The organism is Micromonospora sp. NPDC000668 (assembly GCF_042897975.1).
GTDB lineage: Bacteria > Actinomycetota > Actinomycetes > Mycobacteriales > Micromonosporaceae > Micromonospora.
Window position 1 is genome coordinate 343,614 of sequence record NZ_JBIAYP010000001.1, and the last position, 13,937, is coordinate 357,550.

The 13,937-nt window shown below is 71.6% G+C and carries 16 protein-coding genes; 8 read left to right on the forward strand and 8 right to left on the reverse strand.

Annotated features, from left to right (window positions below):
* Positions 1–36: 36 nt before the first annotated feature.
* Positions 37–1,677, forward strand: a complete 1,641-nt coding sequence (locus ACFY29_RS01605) for a hypothetical protein (protein WP_386982478.1) — start codon at positions 37–39, stop codon at positions 1,675–1,677.
* A 145-nt stretch (positions 1,678–1,822) separates the two neighbouring features.
* Positions 1,823–3,217 carry a dihydrolipoyl dehydrogenase family protein gene (locus ACFY29_RS01610; protein WP_386982480.1) on the forward strand — a complete coding sequence of 465 codons (1,395 nt, stop codon included), beginning with the start codon at positions 1,823–1,825 and terminating at the stop codon, positions 3,215–3,217.
* Between the two features lie 38 nt (positions 3,218–3,255).
* Here ACFY29_RS01610 and ACFY29_RS01615 read toward each other — a convergent pair whose 3' ends face one another.
* From ACFY29_RS01615 to ACFY29_RS01625, 3 genes are read right to left on the reverse strand one after another with little or no spacing between them, the layout of a single operon-like run.
* The gene (locus tag ACFY29_RS01615) at positions 3,256–4,032 is read right to left on the reverse strand and encodes a nucleotidyltransferase domain-containing protein (RefSeq protein ID WP_386982482.1); all 777 of its coding nucleotides are present in this window, start codon (positions 4,030–4,032) and stop codon (positions 3,256–3,258) included.
* A gap of 60 nt (positions 4,033–4,092) precedes the next feature.
* Complete coding sequence (locus ACFY29_RS01620) at positions 4,093–5,469, reverse strand: hypothetical protein (protein ID WP_386982484.1); 1,377 nt, start codon at positions 5,467–5,469, stop codon at positions 4,093–4,095.
* Between the two features lie 5 nt (positions 5,470–5,474).
* Positions 5,475–5,948: a hypothetical protein gene (locus ACFY29_RS01625; RefSeq protein ID WP_386982486.1), complete on the reverse strand. Its 474-nt coding sequence runs from the start codon at positions 5,946–5,948 to the stop codon at positions 5,475–5,477.
* Between the two features lie 103 nt (positions 5,949–6,051).
* Here ACFY29_RS01625 and ACFY29_RS01630 point away from each other — a divergent pair, with 103 nt between their 5' ends.
* Entirely contained in the window at positions 6,052–6,903 is an 852-nt protein-coding gene (locus tag ACFY29_RS01630; protein WP_386982488.1) for a copper resistance protein CopC, read from the forward strand.
* 256 nt (positions 6,904–7,159) lie between these two features.
* On the forward strand, positions 7,160–9,556 hold the full coding sequence (locus ACFY29_RS01635; protein ID WP_386982490.1) for a ricin-type beta-trefoil lectin domain protein: 2,397 nt from the start codon (positions 7,160–7,162) through the stop codon (positions 9,554–9,556).
* A gap of 94 nt (positions 9,557–9,650) precedes the next feature.
* On the opposite strand, the gene ACFY29_RS01640 is transcribed toward ACFY29_RS01635, so the two are convergent.
* On the reverse strand, positions 9,651–10,037 hold the full coding sequence (locus ACFY29_RS01640; RefSeq protein WP_328416002.1) for a DUF2267 domain-containing protein: 387 nt from the start codon (positions 10,035–10,037) through the stop codon (positions 9,651–9,653).
* Between the two features lie 215 nt (positions 10,038–10,252).
* Here ACFY29_RS01640 and ACFY29_RS01645 point away from each other — a divergent pair, with 215 nt between their 5' ends.
* The 4 genes from ACFY29_RS01645 (at position 10,253) to ACFY29_RS01660 (ending at position 11,823) form a co-directional block, all read left to right on the forward strand.
* On the forward strand, positions 10,253–10,585 hold the full coding sequence (locus ACFY29_RS01645; RefSeq protein WP_328416000.1) for a nuclear transport factor 2 family protein: 333 nt from the start codon (positions 10,253–10,255) through the stop codon (positions 10,583–10,585).
* Positions 10,586–10,714: 129 nt separating this feature from the next.
* Positions 10,715–10,882 carry a hypothetical protein gene (locus ACFY29_RS01650; RefSeq protein WP_328415998.1) on the forward strand — a complete coding sequence of 56 codons (168 nt, stop codon included), beginning with the start codon at positions 10,715–10,717 and terminating at the stop codon, positions 10,880–10,882.
* The gene (locus ACFY29_RS01655; protein ID WP_386982493.1) at positions 10,882–11,307 is read left to right on the forward strand and encodes an ATP-binding protein; all 426 of its coding nucleotides are present in this window, start codon (positions 10,882–10,884) and stop codon (positions 11,305–11,307) included. The genes ACFY29_RS01650 and ACFY29_RS01655 overlap by 1 nt, the downstream gene beginning before the upstream one ends.
* Before the next feature lie 111 nt (positions 11,308–11,418).
* A complete protein-coding gene (locus ACFY29_RS01660; RefSeq protein WP_328415995.1) occupies positions 11,419–11,823 on the forward strand; it encodes a nuclear transport factor 2 family protein in 405 nt (134 codons plus the stop codon).
* A 9-nt stretch (positions 11,824–11,832) separates the two neighbouring features.
* On the opposite strand, the gene ACFY29_RS01665 is transcribed toward ACFY29_RS01660, so the two are convergent.
* The 4 genes from ACFY29_RS01665 to ACFY29_RS01680 are packed head-to-tail and all read right to left on the reverse strand — an operon-like array spanning position 11,833 to position 13,937.
* Positions 11,833–12,369 carry an SUKH-4 family immunity protein gene (locus tag ACFY29_RS01665; RefSeq protein WP_386982496.1) on the reverse strand — a complete coding sequence of 179 codons (537 nt, stop codon included), beginning with the start codon at positions 12,367–12,369 and terminating at the stop codon, positions 11,833–11,835.
* Positions 12,366–12,923, reverse strand: coding sequence for a hypothetical protein (locus ACFY29_RS01670; protein WP_355606865.1), 558 nt, complete (start codon positions 12,921–12,923; stop codon positions 12,366–12,368). Before ACFY29_RS01670 ends, ACFY29_RS01665 begins: the two co-directional genes overlap by 4 nt.
* Positions 12,920–13,450, reverse strand: coding sequence for an endonuclease (locus ACFY29_RS01675; RefSeq protein ID WP_328415989.1), 531 nt, complete (start codon positions 13,448–13,450; stop codon positions 12,920–12,922). Before ACFY29_RS01675 ends, ACFY29_RS01670 begins: the two co-directional genes overlap by 4 nt.
* Positions 13,443–13,937 (reverse strand): hypothetical protein, encoded by a 495-nt coding sequence (locus ACFY29_RS01680; RefSeq protein WP_386982499.1) that lies wholly within the window; start codon positions 13,935–13,937, stop codon positions 13,443–13,445. The genes ACFY29_RS01675 and ACFY29_RS01680 overlap by 8 nt, the downstream gene beginning before the upstream one ends.

Consider the following 13,937-nt stretch of genomic DNA (forward strand, 5'->3'; position numbering starts at 1 on the left):
CCGGCCCTGGCGCCCTGATCGTCTGGAGGATGGTGCATGTCCATCGGCGCTGAGCCGTTCGCGGTACGCGACGACGCGGCCTCTCGGCCGAGCTTCGAGCTCGCCCTGCGCGGCTACGACAAACGGCAGGTCGACAAGCACCTGGAGCAGCTCGACGGTCAGCTGAAGATGCTGAGCGGTGAGCACGGGCGATCCGCCGTCCGGGTCCGTGAGCTGACCGCCGAGGTGCAGCGGCTGCGTGCCGAGCTGGCCGAGGCACACGAGCAACCGGCGCAGGTGGACCGCGCCTCGTTCCAGGATCTGGGCCCGATGATCGGGGAGATCATGGCGCTCGCCGAGAAGCAGGCCGGAATAATCACCGAGTCCGCTACCGACCGGGCGAACGAGCTACGGTCCGAGGCGGAGCGGATCCTCATGGACACCCGCGAGCGGGCCGCACAGGCACGTCAGGACCTGTCGGAGGAACTGGCGGCCCGGCGCGCCGAGCACGAGCAGGCACACGAGGAGCGGCGAACCCTGGCCGAGGCCGAGCTGACCGCGATCCGGGAACGTGCGGAGCAGCTACGCGCCGACGGTGAGGAGGCGCACGAGCGCGCACAGCACGAGGCGAAGCGGATCACCGAGCAGAGCGCGCAGCAGCTCAACCAGACGCGGGTCGCCGCCGACGCGCTGATGAAGTCGGCCCGTACCCAGATCCAGCAGGAAATCCAGTCGGCCCGGTCCAAGAGTCAGCAGGAGCTGGCCCAGTGGCAGTCCGGGGTGGAACGCGAGATCTATGAGCGGCGGACCGCGGCCGAGCAGGAGGTCGCCGAGCAGCAGGCAGCCGCGGAACGAGAGTTGGCCGAGCAGCGCAGCGCGACCGAGCAGCAGATTGCCGAACTGCTGGCCGAGGCACAGCAGCACGTGACCGAGCTGCGCAATCGCGCCAACGAGCAGGCCGCCGCTCACCAGGAGCAGCTCGCCACCGTGCTGCAGGAGCTTGCGGAGCGCCGGGAGGAGTCAGCCCAGCTGAACGACGAGCTGGAGACCGCCCGCCAGCAGCTCGCCGAGATCCGCCAGGAGGGCGAGACGCTGGAGAACGAGCTGTCCCGAATGCAGCAGCGGTTGGGCGAGGTCCGCCGGGACCTCACCGCCGAGAGCGCCCGCCTGGATGAGGCCCGCCGGGCCGGGGACTCCGCCGAGCGGCACGCCAAGGAGGTCCGCGCCCGGGTGCAGCGGGAGGCGAAGCGGGTGGCCGACCTGGCCGCGGCCGCCGTGATGGCCGCCGCCGCTGGCGGTACCGAGACCGCCGAGTACCCGATGGTGGGCACCCGATCCGGCGTCGACCGGCCCGGTGTCGACCGACCCGCCACCCACCGACTCGGTGCCGACCGACTCGCGGACGACCAGCCGGCTGACGAGCAGCCCATCGACGAGCGGCTCGCTGACAATCAGCCCGGTGCTGAGCAGCTCGGTGGCGATCAGCCCGAAGCCGACCAGTCCGACGACGAGCGGGCCGGCGGACCGGTCAGCACGGACGAGCCGGCCGTGACCGCCGACCGGACGACCGCCCCGCAGGGGTCAACCGGCGATGCCGAGCCGGCTTTCGGCCGACCCGGCGGCAACGGCGACCCCACGCCCGTGCCGTTCCTGCCCTTCGGGCAGCCGATCAGCGAGAACGGCGCCGCCCGGCACTGACCTCGGCGGCGGTCGACCGGGCCGCAGGTGGAGTGGGGCGATTCTGCCGGGAACCGGTTCGACGGTCTCGGCGGAGCTGGCAGGCTGGGTTGGCCGTCGCGCATGGGCGGCCGCCGGCCCGGCCGGCGAGCGAGAGGAGCGCCCCGTGACCGACCGACCGGAGGAGTTCGACCTGCTGGTCGTCGGCGGCGGCAAGGCCGGCAAGACGCTGAGCATGGACGTCGCTCGGTCCGGGCGCCGGGTGGCCCTGGTCGAACGCGGCATGATCGGCGGCAGCTGCATCAACGTCGCGTGCATCCCGACCAAGGCGCTGGTAACCAGCGCCCGCGCGGCCCGACAGCTGCGTGGCGCCGCCGCGCTCGGCCTGGTGGTGGAGGGCGGCCGGGTCGACGTGGACCTCCTGCGGGCGCACAAACAGGACGTCGTCGAGGGGATGGTCGCCGCCAACCGGCAGCAGTTCCTCGACTCCGGTCTGCACCTGGTGATCGGTCAGGCCCGGTTCGTCGGTTCCCGGACCGTGCGGGTGTCGCTGGCCGACGGCGGCGAACGGCTGCTGCGCGGTGCCGACGTGGTGGTCAACACGGGCACCCGCCCGCACCTGCCGTCCGTACCCGGGATGGCCGAGGCGAGGGTGTTGACCAGCGACAGCCTGCTTCACCTAGACCGGCTGCCGCCGCGACTGGTGGTGCTCGGCGGTGGCACCGTCGGGGTGGAGTTCGCGCAGATGTTCGCGTCGTTCGGCAGCACCGTGACGGTGATCGAGGGTGGTCCCCGTCTACTCGGCCGCGAGGACCCCGACGTCAGCAACGCGGTGCTGCAGGTGTTCCTCGACGACGGCATCGACGTGCGCGTCGGCGTGACGGTTGCCCGAGTCGACCGCAACGCCGACGGCACGGTCCGGGTCACTCTCGACGACGGGAGCCTGGTGACCGGGGACGACGTGCTCGTGGCGGCCGGCCGGGCGCCGGTCACCGACGAGCTCGGGCTGGATGCCGCCGGCGTCCGGCTCAACGATCGGGGCTTCGTGGTGGTCGACGAGTACCTGCGCACCGGCGCCGAGCGGACCTGGGCGGCCGGGGACGTCGCCGGCACTCCCCAGTTCACCCACGCCTCGCTCGACGACTACCGGATCATCCGGGCGAACCTGGCGGGTGAGCAGCGCAGCACCGCGGGTCGGCTCATCCCGTACACCGTCTTCACCACCCCGGAGCTTGCCCGGGTCGGGCTCACCGAGAGCGAGGCGCGCCGCGCCGGGTACGAGGTCCAGGTGGCCCATCTGCCGGTGGCCGCGATCCCCCGGGCACGTACGTTGCGCCAGACCGAGGGCATGTGGAAGGCAGTGGTCGACGCCCGCACCGACCAGATCCTGGGTGCGGCGCTGCTCGGCGCCGAGGCCGGTGAGGTCATCACGTCGGTGCAGTTGGCCATGCTCGCCGGGATGCCGTGGACCGCGCTGCGGGATGCGATCATCACCCACCCGACCATGGCCGAGGGCCTCAACCTGCTCTTCGCGTCGCTCCAGTCCCGCCCGGTCCGCTGAGCGAGCCGCGCCGGGCCAGGCGCTGCTCCAGCCAGGTGCTAGTCGGGCTGGCCGGCGATCTCGGCGCGGACCCGGTGCTGGAAGGCGCGCGCCTGGGCGCCGCTGGGTGGCGGCCCGCCGTGCCGCGCAGCGACCGCCCGACGGATCACCTCGGCCGGCTCTCCGGCGTCGATAAGCCGCTGCCCGGCCGCCGCCTTTGACAGCCAGACGCCGTCGCGGTGGCGTACCAACGACCGGCAGGCACCGAGCACCGCGTCCTCCGCGCCGGGCGCCGGCTGGTCGTCCGGTGGCGTCGGCAGGGCCAGCCACCAGGTCAGCGCCTCGATCAGCAGGCGACGCAGGTCGGCCGGGGCGAGGTCCGCGAAGACCTCGCCCGCTGGCGGCCCGAGGAGTGGCAGCCCGCTCTGGTGCAGGATGCTGCGGTCCAGCCCGTACCAGAACCGGCCGTCGGTCGCCGGCCGGTCCGCCGGGTCGAGGGTGCACCGGAACGTCATCCCGGAGCCGGTGTTCAGCTCGACCTCGAAGCCGGGCTCCGGGCTACCGGCGGCGGCCACCGCCCGTTGGTACGCGACCAACTCCAGCCCGCGTGCCGGACAGGGCAGCGCCTCGTGTCGCAGCCGCGCCACCAGCGCCCGCTTGTCTGCCTCGGTCAGCGGCCCGGCGCAGACCAGCGCCACGTCCACATCGCTGCGTCCGGCCTGGTACGCGCCGAGCCCCACCGAGCCGGCGCCGTAGGCGCCCACCAGGTCGTCGCCGAGCACGCCCCGGGCGGCGTCGACCAGCTCGTCGAGGTAGCGGCGAAGATCCGTGTCCACGCCCCATCCTCACCCGTGGCCAGCACCGCCCCGAACCCGGGTCGCGCGGCGGCGGCGGCCCTACCCGGCGTAGAGCAGCAGCAGGCCCGCGACGGTGTAGGCGACCATCAGCGCCAGCAGCGGGAGCTGACCGGCCACCGCTCGGGCACGGGGGAAGAGGTACAGGGCCCGGTCGTGGGCGAGCAGCGTGCCGAGCAGGTGCCCGAGGATGATGACGGTGATCTGGAGGCTGGCCACGCCGGAGGGGGTGACCAGACCGGTGTACGGCTGCCAGTCGGCGGTGCCGAGCCAGTTGGCGCCGGTGTCGAGGGGGTCGGAGAGCAGCGCGACGGTGCGCTGACCTTCCAGGATCAGCAGCGAGTAGTAGTGCGCCACCAGGTAGCCCGCCGCGATCGGCACGATCGAGTGGGCAAGCTCGCCCGGCACGCCACGAGCCGAGGCGGCACCGTCGACCGAGCCGGCACCGTCGACCGGGGCCGCGCCGGCATGGCCGATCCGGGCCGCGGCGACGGTGGCGGCGAGGTACGCGGCGGCGACGGCGGCGATGACCAGGATCAGCCCGACGCTGCCGGTGACCGCCGCCGGCAGGCCGTTCTCCTGGGTGAAGCGCAGCCAGGCCGGCGCGTTGGAGAGGCTGTCGAACATGGTCGAGCCGAGCAGTACGACTACCACGGCGACCAGCCCGGGCCGGGGCCGCAGCCCGGCGATCCCGTCGAGCGGGTTGCGCCACACCAGCACGCCGTCCGCGGCCCGGCCGACCGGGGCGAGTTGGCCGACCAGCCCGCTGTACACCTCGAACGGGTCGGCCCGGTCGAACCAGCCCGCACCGAACAACGCCGCCCCGGCCAGCATGACCACGGCGTACCCGGCGAGCCAGGCGGTGATGACCGGCAGGGTGGCCCGGTCGGGTGCGACCAGCTCCAGCCAGACGAACCCGAACAAGGTGACGGCGGCCGGCCAGAGCCCCAGGCCGGCCGGCAGCTCACGGACGCCGCTCGCCGGATCACGCCGCGCCGCCAGCGCGGCGAGCAGGTGCACGGTACGCAGCGGGTTGACCGTCCGCCACACCGGGCCGAGCACCAGCGACACGGGCACCAGCCCGACCCAGAGCAGCACGTAGAGCGCGCCGGCCGTCGGGTTGTCCGGGGTGTCCGGCCCGGCCAGCAGGCCCAGGCAGAACCAGCCGGCGGCGAGCAGGCCCACGCCGCGCAGTGCCCACCGGAACGCGGGCGCGTCAACGAGCCGGGCCAGGCGTTGCGGCACCGGCCGGCCGCTGGTCGCATCCCGGTCGAGCCGTGGTTCGCGCCAGAGCAGGCCCAGCGCGAGGAACGTGACGACCAGGGTCAGGGCGGCGGCGATGACGAGCTGCGGCAGCGTGATCGGCAGGTCCTGGCGACCACCGACACCATGCGCCAGCACCGCTGGGGCGCCGGTCATGGTGCTCAGCGGACGACGAGCTGGAACAGCACCAGCTCGGTCTCGTGCGTCTCCACCTCGAACAGTCCGGTCTTCTCGGCGCGGAACTCCACCGAGGCGGGCGTGCCGGCCGGCAGTCGGGCACCCAGCTCGTAGCCGTGCACGTGCAGCTCGTCGGAAACGTCCGAGGTGACCGTGATCCGTACCAGCTGGCCCTTGTCCACGGTGATCCGCCCGGTCGGCGGGTTGACCCGCCGCTTGGCGATCGTCACGGTGATCTGCCGGTCCACCGCTGGCGTGCTGGCGGTGGCGCTGGGTGTGGGGCTGTCCGGCAGGGCCGGCGCGTTGGTGGTCGTCGGCGGCGCCGCGGCCGTCGGCAGCGTCGACGGGTCGGCCACGGACGGGTCGTCGCTCTGCCCGCAGCCCGTGGCGAGCAGGGCGGTGAGGACACCGGTGGCGAGGACGGCGGGAATGCGGGAACCGGGGGCACGGACGAACACGGGCGGACTCCGAACGACGCGAGGGGGACGGCTGTCGATTTGATCGTCGGGGAGGAGAACTCTACGTCTTGTTCGGCGGCGAGGAAATGACCATGATGAACGGATGCGATCGAGGCTGGTCACTGCCCGTCACCTTCTGAGCCGTGCCGTGGCGGCGCTGGCCGCGACGTTGGTGGTGACGCTGCTGCTGCCGGCCGCTCCGGCGTCCGCGCACGGCCAGTTGGCGACCTCGACCCCGCTGACCGGCACGGTGGTCCGCGAGCCGTTGGCGCAGGTGGCGTTGTACTTCACCGAGAAGCCGGCGTCCAACGCCCACTTCACCGTCACCGGACCGAACGGGTCCCGAGTGGACAACGGCTGGTCGTACGGCGAGCCGAAGCGGTTGGACAAGCCGGTCCAGGAGTACTTCATGGTCAACGGGGTCTTCGAGCCGCGGCTGTACCACACCGGCTTCCCTGCCATGGTGTCCGTGGCGCACTGGCCAGCGAAGGGTCGGTACACCGCCAGCTACCTGTCCGTCGCCTCCGATGGTGAAGCGGTGCGTGGCAGCGTCACGTTTGACTACCAGGGCTCCGGCACGGCGGCGCCGGCCGGTTGGACGGCGCCCACCGACGGGCCCGCACCCACGCTGCTCGCCCTGGTCGAGGGCACCCCGTCGGCGAGTCCCGGCGCCGTCGGCGCGAGCCCCGACACGGGCGCGACCGGCGGCCCGGCGAGCGAGCCGGCCGGCGCCACGAGGAAAGAGTCGGGCGGTGGGTTGCCGCCGTGGCTGGTGCCGGCCCTGATCGTCGTGGTGGTGGCCGTTGTCGTGCTGGTGGCGGCCCACCGCCGACCCGCCGCCCGCGCCGGTGCCACTCCGAGCCGCCGGCCCGCCACCGTTGCCCGCAAACCTGGCACGCCCGCCCGCAGACCCGGCAACCGGGCTGGTGGTCCGGCCCGGCGTGGGCGGCGGTAGGTCTCGGCACCCGCCGCACCGGGCATTTCCGGCCTACCATCGCGAACTTTCGCACGGGCATCGGGAACTTTTGATGTATCGATGCAAAGGCATGGACAGATCCATCGAAGCACCTTAATGTCTCGACCCATCAGCCCGGTGTTTCCAAATCGTCACTCGTCGGCGTCGAGGACGTTTCGGATCCGGGCCGGCGGCCACCGCCTCCACCACTGATCAGCGCCGGCCGTCGGATACTCCTATCCCTCCTGGAGGAACGATGGGCACACGGCTGCTACGCCGATTCCGCAGTCCTGTCCTGGGCGCACTGGCACTCGTCCTCGCCGCCGGCTTCTGGGCCGACCCGGCCGACGCCGCCCCCGAGCAGGAACCGGGCGTCACGCTGCGCGTCTTCGACGTGCAGGTTCCGCTCTCCGAACTCTGCACGCTCAAGCCCGCGCAGACCCCGAACGTGGACAAGCTGATGTCCACGATCAACTGGACGTCGACCGCCGACTTCGGCTTCGACAACTACTTCGCCTCGCAGGTGCTCGGCAACATCACCACCACGCAGGCCGGCAGCTACACGTTCCGGCTGAGCAGCGACGACGGATCCAAGCTGTCGATCGACAACGTCGTGGTGATCAACCACGACGGCCTGCACGGCGCGACGCCGCCCAAGGAGGGCACCGTCACCCTCACCGCCGGGCTGCACCCGCTGCGGATCGATCATTTCGAGCGCGACGGCGGGCAGCAGATCACCCTGGAGTGGAAGACGCCCGGCTCGTCGTCCTTCGTGGTCGTGCCGAACTCGGCGCTGAGCACCGACGCCGGTGTGGTCCGGGTGACCGCGCCGGGCCGCAAGGAGTGCGAGGGGGTCACCGACTCCCCCGGTGACGGCCTGCCGCTGACCGCTGTGCACCCCGGCTACACGCTGACCAACCTGCGGCCCACCGGCTTCCAGCCGAAGGTCACCGGGATGGACTGGCTGGCCGACGGTCGACTGGTCATCTCCACCTGGGGCGGCAGCGACCAGTCCGGCACCTCCCAGGACGGCGAGGTGTGGATCATGGGCAACACCGGCGGCGCGACCGGGCCGGGCAACGTGACCACCAAGAAGATCGCCGGAGGCCTCAAGGAACCGATGGGGCTCAAGATCATTGACGGGGTGGTCTACGTCTCGGAGAAGCAGCGGCTGACCCGGCTGGTGGACACCACCGGCGACGAGGTGGCCGACCGCCTCGACACCGTCGCCACCTGGCCGTACGGCGGGAACTTCCACGAGTTCGCGTTCGGCCTGCTCTACCAGGACGGGTTCTTCTACCTGAACCTCTCGGTGTCGATCAACTCCGGTGGCGCCACCACCAACCCGCAGCCGGCCGTGAACCGCGGCACCACCCTCAAGGTCAACAAGGACACCGGCGCGGTCAGCTACGTCGCCGGAGGGTTGCGGACGCCGCACGGCATCGGCTGGGGCCCGGAGGGCGGCATCTTCGTCACCGACAACCAGGGCGGCTGGCTGCCCTCGTCGAAGTTGGTGCACATCAAGCAGGGTCGGTTCTTCAACCACTACATGAACCCGGCCGGCCCGTTCGACACCAACCCGGTCACCGCACCGGTGCTCTGGATGCCGCAGAACGAGATCGCCAACTCACCCAGCACCCCGCTGTACCTGACCAGCGGCCGGTACGCCGGCCAGTTCGTCATCGGCGACGTGACCTACGGCGGCCTCCAGAGGGCCTACGTGGAGAAGGTCAACGGCGAGTACCAGGGCGTCCTGTTCCGGCTCACCCAGGGCCTGGAGGCGGGCGTCTCCGAGGTGAACCTCGGCCCGGACGGCGCGATCTACGTCGGCGGGCTCGGCGCGGGCGGCAACTGGGGTCAGACCGGCAAGCTGTCGTACGGCCTGCAGAAGCTCACCCCGAACAGCACCAACGCCTTCGAGATGCTGGCCATGCGGGCCACCGAGGCCGGCTTCGAGTTGGAGTACACCCAGCCGGTCTCGGCGGAGACCGCCGCCGAACTGGCCGCGCGCTACAAGGTCAAGCAGTGGCGGTACCAGCCGACGGCCAGCTATGGCGGCCCGAAGATCGACGAGGAGACGCTGACCGTCACCTCGGCCACCCTCTCGGCGGACGGGAAGAAGGTCACCCTGGCCGTCAACGGTCGCAAGGCCGGCCGGGTGGTGCATCTGCGCTCGCCGCGCCCGTTCACCTCCACCAGCGGCCAGTCGCTCTGGAGCACCGAGGCGTGGTACACGCTCAACGCCATCCCGGGCAGCACCCCGCCACCGACCAGCGGGCCCATCACCGGGATCGGCGGCAAGTGCCTGGACATCAGCAACTCCGGCACCGCGGACGGCACGAAGATCCAGCTCTACACCTGCAACGGCACCGGCGCGCAGTCGTGGAGCCGGGTCGGCGACACCTACCGGGCGCTGGGCAAGTGCCTGGACGTGGACAACGGCGGCACCGCCAACGGTACGAAGGTCCAGCTTTGGACCTGCAACGGCACCGGCGCGCAGGTTTGGCAGAGGCAGTCCGACGGCTCGATCCGCAACCCGCAGTCGGGCAAGGTGCTGGAGGTCGCTGGCGCGGGCACCGCCAACGGCACCCAGATCCAGATCGGCACCTGGGCGAACGGCGCCCACCAGAAGTGGGTGGTCAGCGTCGGCTGATCACCTGCCGCCGGTCGTAGGGGCGTGGTCTGACCGACAACCGGTCGGGCCGCGCCCCGGACGGCCGACGCAGGTCGTTGGTGGCGGCGGTCGGTCAGGGGCCCTGCGGCAACGGCTGGGCCAGCGCCCCCAGGTCGGCCGGCAGTTGGGCCAGCACGTCCTCGAACTCCCGGTGCCCGACCACCCGGTGCATCGTCTGGAGTACGGCCCGGACGCCCCGCTCGGCGGCGGATCGATCCGTCCCGGCACGGTCAGCCACCCGCCGCATGAACTCGTCGTAGCCGAATGCTTCCGGCGGCTCGACGGCCTTGACCAGCAGCGGGCTCAGCTCAGGGGCCAGGTGGGGGGCCAACTCGGCCGCCTCCCCGCCGCTGAGCCGCTCGGTGAGGGTACGCAGAACGGCCTCGGTCAGCGGGCGTGCCTGCTCCGGCGGAACACCCGCCCGTGCCGCAACCTTGTCGACGAACGTCAGCTCGGCCATGCCCCCGCCCTTCCCGTTCCGGAGACGGGTGGCTACCCGGGCCCAGCGGCGGCAAACCCGGGCCAGGCGTCGTCCCTCTGCGCGAGAGCAGCGCGCTGCCGTACCACCTGCGTTCTCCTGGTTGGTCCGCGCGGCGCCGGCCGCGTCTCGTACGGTGAGGTCGAACGGGGAACTCGGCGGCTGCCCGACGGCGGCCTGCGTCGCAGGAGGAGCAGATGGCGGTCGACCTGCCCGACGTGATCGACCGGTACTTCCGGGCCGTCGACGACGGCAACCTGGACGCGTTCGTCGCCTGCTTCACGGACACCGCGAGCGTGGCCGACGAGGATCGGCTGCACGAGGGACGGGCCGCGATCCGCGCCTGGCGGGAGCGGACGACGGCGGCGTACTCGTACACCGCCGAGCCGGTGAAGGTCACGCCGCAGGCGGGCGACTCGTACCTGGTGCTCACCCGGGTGTCGGGCAGCTTTCCCGGCAGCCCGATCGAGCTGCGATACCGGTTCACGCTGCGCGACGGTCTGATCGGCGCCCTGAACATCCGCCCGTAGTGACCGCCCGATCCGGTTCGGCACGGCCGCCCTCCATCGCCGCCGAAACGGAGGACACGGCCGGCCAGCCAGCGGATGACATGATGTGCCGACAACGGCTGTTGCAACGAGGAAGGGTGCTGCTGACCGATGGCGCACTTCGAGGCCCGCACGTCCGCGGCACCCGGCCGGATCGTGGTGGCGCTGAACGGTGAGTGCGACCTGGCCGTCCGGGACGAGCTGACCAGCGCGCTGGACATCACCAGCGTTGGCAACCCGCTGCGTCCGACCGTCGACGACCCGCGTCTGGTGGGCTGATGCCGTCCGACCGGCGGGAGACCCGCAAGCTCACCGAGCAGTACGCGTCCGCTCGGATCCCGGACACCATGGCGTACCAGGCGGCGACCGACCTGCACGCGCTGCGCGCGTTCGTCTGCACCGGGGCACTCGCTCGGGGCCTGCCGCCGCACCGGGTGGAGTTGCTGACGTTGGCGGTCAGTGAGCTGGCCACCAACACCTTGCAGCACACGACCGGCGGCGGCCGGGTCCGGCTCTGGGCCGAGGCCGATCAGCTGATCTGCGATGTCGTCGACCAGGGGCCGATGCGGGCGTTCGGCCGCGACATGCCGCCGGCCGACGCGGTACGGGGTCGAGGGCTGGCGATCGTCGAGCAGGTCTGCGACGAGGTCGCCGTGCTGGCCGAGCCGGAGGGGACGGTCGTCCGCATCCGGCTCGGCCTGTGACCCGGCGGCTCGGGGCAGTACGCGCACGGCCAGCGTGCCGGGTCGATCCGCACCCGTTGGGGCCACGCCGGCTGCCACAATGCGGACAGCCCGGCCGGACGGTGGCGCCGGGTGGACCCTGATCAGGAGGACGGCACCATGCCGGACAGCGAACGCGAGGCGGAACTGTTCGACGCTGAGCGCACCTTGCAGGCCGCGCAGCGGGCCGGCGACGTCGCGGCCCTCGACCAGTTGCTCGTCGACCAGCTGATCGCCATCGGCCCGGACGGCGGCAAGCTCACCAAGCGGGACGACCTGACCGCACACCGGGACCGGACCTCGGTCGTCCAGGAGCTGGTCGAGGAGGAACTGGACCTGCTCGTCGTCGGGTCGACCGGGGTGACGTTCTTCCTGGGCCGGGTGGCCGGGGTGTACGACGGCGTGCCGTTCGCGGCGCGCCTGCGGTACACCCGGACCTGGGTCCACGACGACAGACACGGCTGGCGGGTGCTGGCCGCACACATCAGCCCGGTCTGACCCGCCGGCTCAGGTCGTGGACTCCAGCTCGTCGAACGCCAGGCTCCACCAGGATTCCGGCTCGGCGAACGCCGTCGGGTCGACCTCCCGCAGATCGATGCGAATCCGCGCGGCACGGGCCGCCCGCTCCCGGCCGCCCGGGTCGGTGGCGATGAGCTGGCCCAGCCGGTACAGGAACTCCACGAACGCGGCGAAGCTGCTGTTGACCGTCTCCAGGTTCGGCGTCTGCAGGTCGAGCAGCACCACCGCGCCGGTCGCCGCCTCCAGGCAGAACAGCAGCATCGGGTCCTCGGGCGAGCTGCCCAGCACGACGTACGCGCGCGGCGCCTCGTCGCCCACCTCGATCCGCAGGGTGGAGAAGAGCTCCACGTCGGGGGCGGAGACGTCGACCGTGAACAGGATCGGCACCTCGACCGGCAGGGCGCCGTACGGCGGGAACATCTCCGGCCCCAACGGGCCCAGGATCGCGTCGAAGCGCTGGTCCGGGAAGTAGATGACGCCCCGCTCGCCCCACAGCGCGACCAACTCCTCGCGGGTGACCGTCACCGCCCGCGCTCCGCGTCGGGGTCGTCCGCCTCTTCTTCGTCGTCCTCGTCGAGCAGGCCCTGCTGGCCGAGGAAGGCCCACCATCGGTCGTCGGCGGGGGTCAGCTCGGCGTAGCCCGGCCCGAGCAGGTAGTAGTGCACGAAGGAGTCCAGGTCGGGGGCGAGCTCCTCGAAGGCATCCGACATGAACCACTCGGTGCCGGTCGGCGTGAAGTACCAGATGGCGCCGGTGCCGCGATCCATGAAGATCGGCTCGTCGCTGTGGGTGCCGATCACCAGCCACCCCGCCCGGTCCTCGGGAATGGAGGAGAAGGCCGGCGCGTAGTCGAGGTGGTACTGGATGCCGGCGAGGGTCGATGTGGACGCCAACTCGATCCGACCGGCGCGCAGCCCGTCGGCCACCAGCAGGAGGTCCCGCAGGCCCGCCGGGAGGTCGGCCGGCAGGGCGTCGGTGGCCGCGCCGTCGCCGAACTGGGCGTACCCCAGATTTGCCGGCTGGTCCTCAACCAGGTCGGCCCGCAGCTCCTCGATGAGCTGGTGCAGCTCGGGGGTCAATCCACCACCTCTATTCGGATCGGGGTGCCGTCCGGCAAGTTCTGGATCTGCCCCCAGATCTGCGAGCCGATGTCCGTGTTGGTTCTACCATGCAGCAACTTGAGATTCTCAACGGTGTCCGGCCCGCCGAGCTGGAGCTCCCACACGTGGTCCGGGTGGTAGCTGCTGAGCCGTTCACTCAGCCGGTTGGCCAGATCCTTGTCGTGTGGCCAGTACTTGTCCCAGATCTTCTGCCGGATCCGCTCCTTGTAACCGTCGGTGATGCTCTTGTCCCGCTCGACCGGGTTGGTGGCCTTGTAGAGCTTGCCCTCGTCGCTGAGCTTCTGCAGCGCCGCCATCTTGCGCCGGAACTGCGAGGTGGCGTGGAAGTCCTTGCGCGTGACCTGGATCACCTTCGTCGGCAGGCTGTGATCCGGCCCGGTCACCCGGACCTTCGGCTTCTCGAGCTTCTTGACGGCCGCGCTGACGATCTTGCCGGCGGCCGGCTTCGGGGCCGCGCCGCGACCACTCCTCGGCTTGCTAGGCATCGAGAAGCTGCCCGATGACCTGGTCGATCAGCAGACCGACGATCTCGCGAGTGATCATCTGAAAGATCGGGATCTCGGCCAGCGTGGCCCCGAAGGTGGCCACCGCCGTCACGATCGCCTGCGCCACCTGAAAGGCGAGGATCGCCAGCTGCACGATCACCTGAATCTTCAACGCCAGGACGATCGCCGCGCAGATGATCAGGCCGGCGCCGAGAATGACGGCCGCCTGAGCAGCGTCCCGAAGCACCGAAGGCCCACTCTGCTCACCGGTCCACCAGCCCTGGAACGCCTGCACCGCCGGGCCGAGGTTCTGCGACCACACCTGGGTCGCGCCCGCGTCCGCCTCGCCGGCCGTGGCGCCGATCCGGCCGGCGAAGTCGATCCACGCCTGGCCCATCTCGAAGAGCTTCTCCTCGTCGCCCTCCGGCCAGGAGTAGCCGATCCAGCTCAGCGCGGTGACCAACTCACCCGGCAGCTGCAAGCCCAC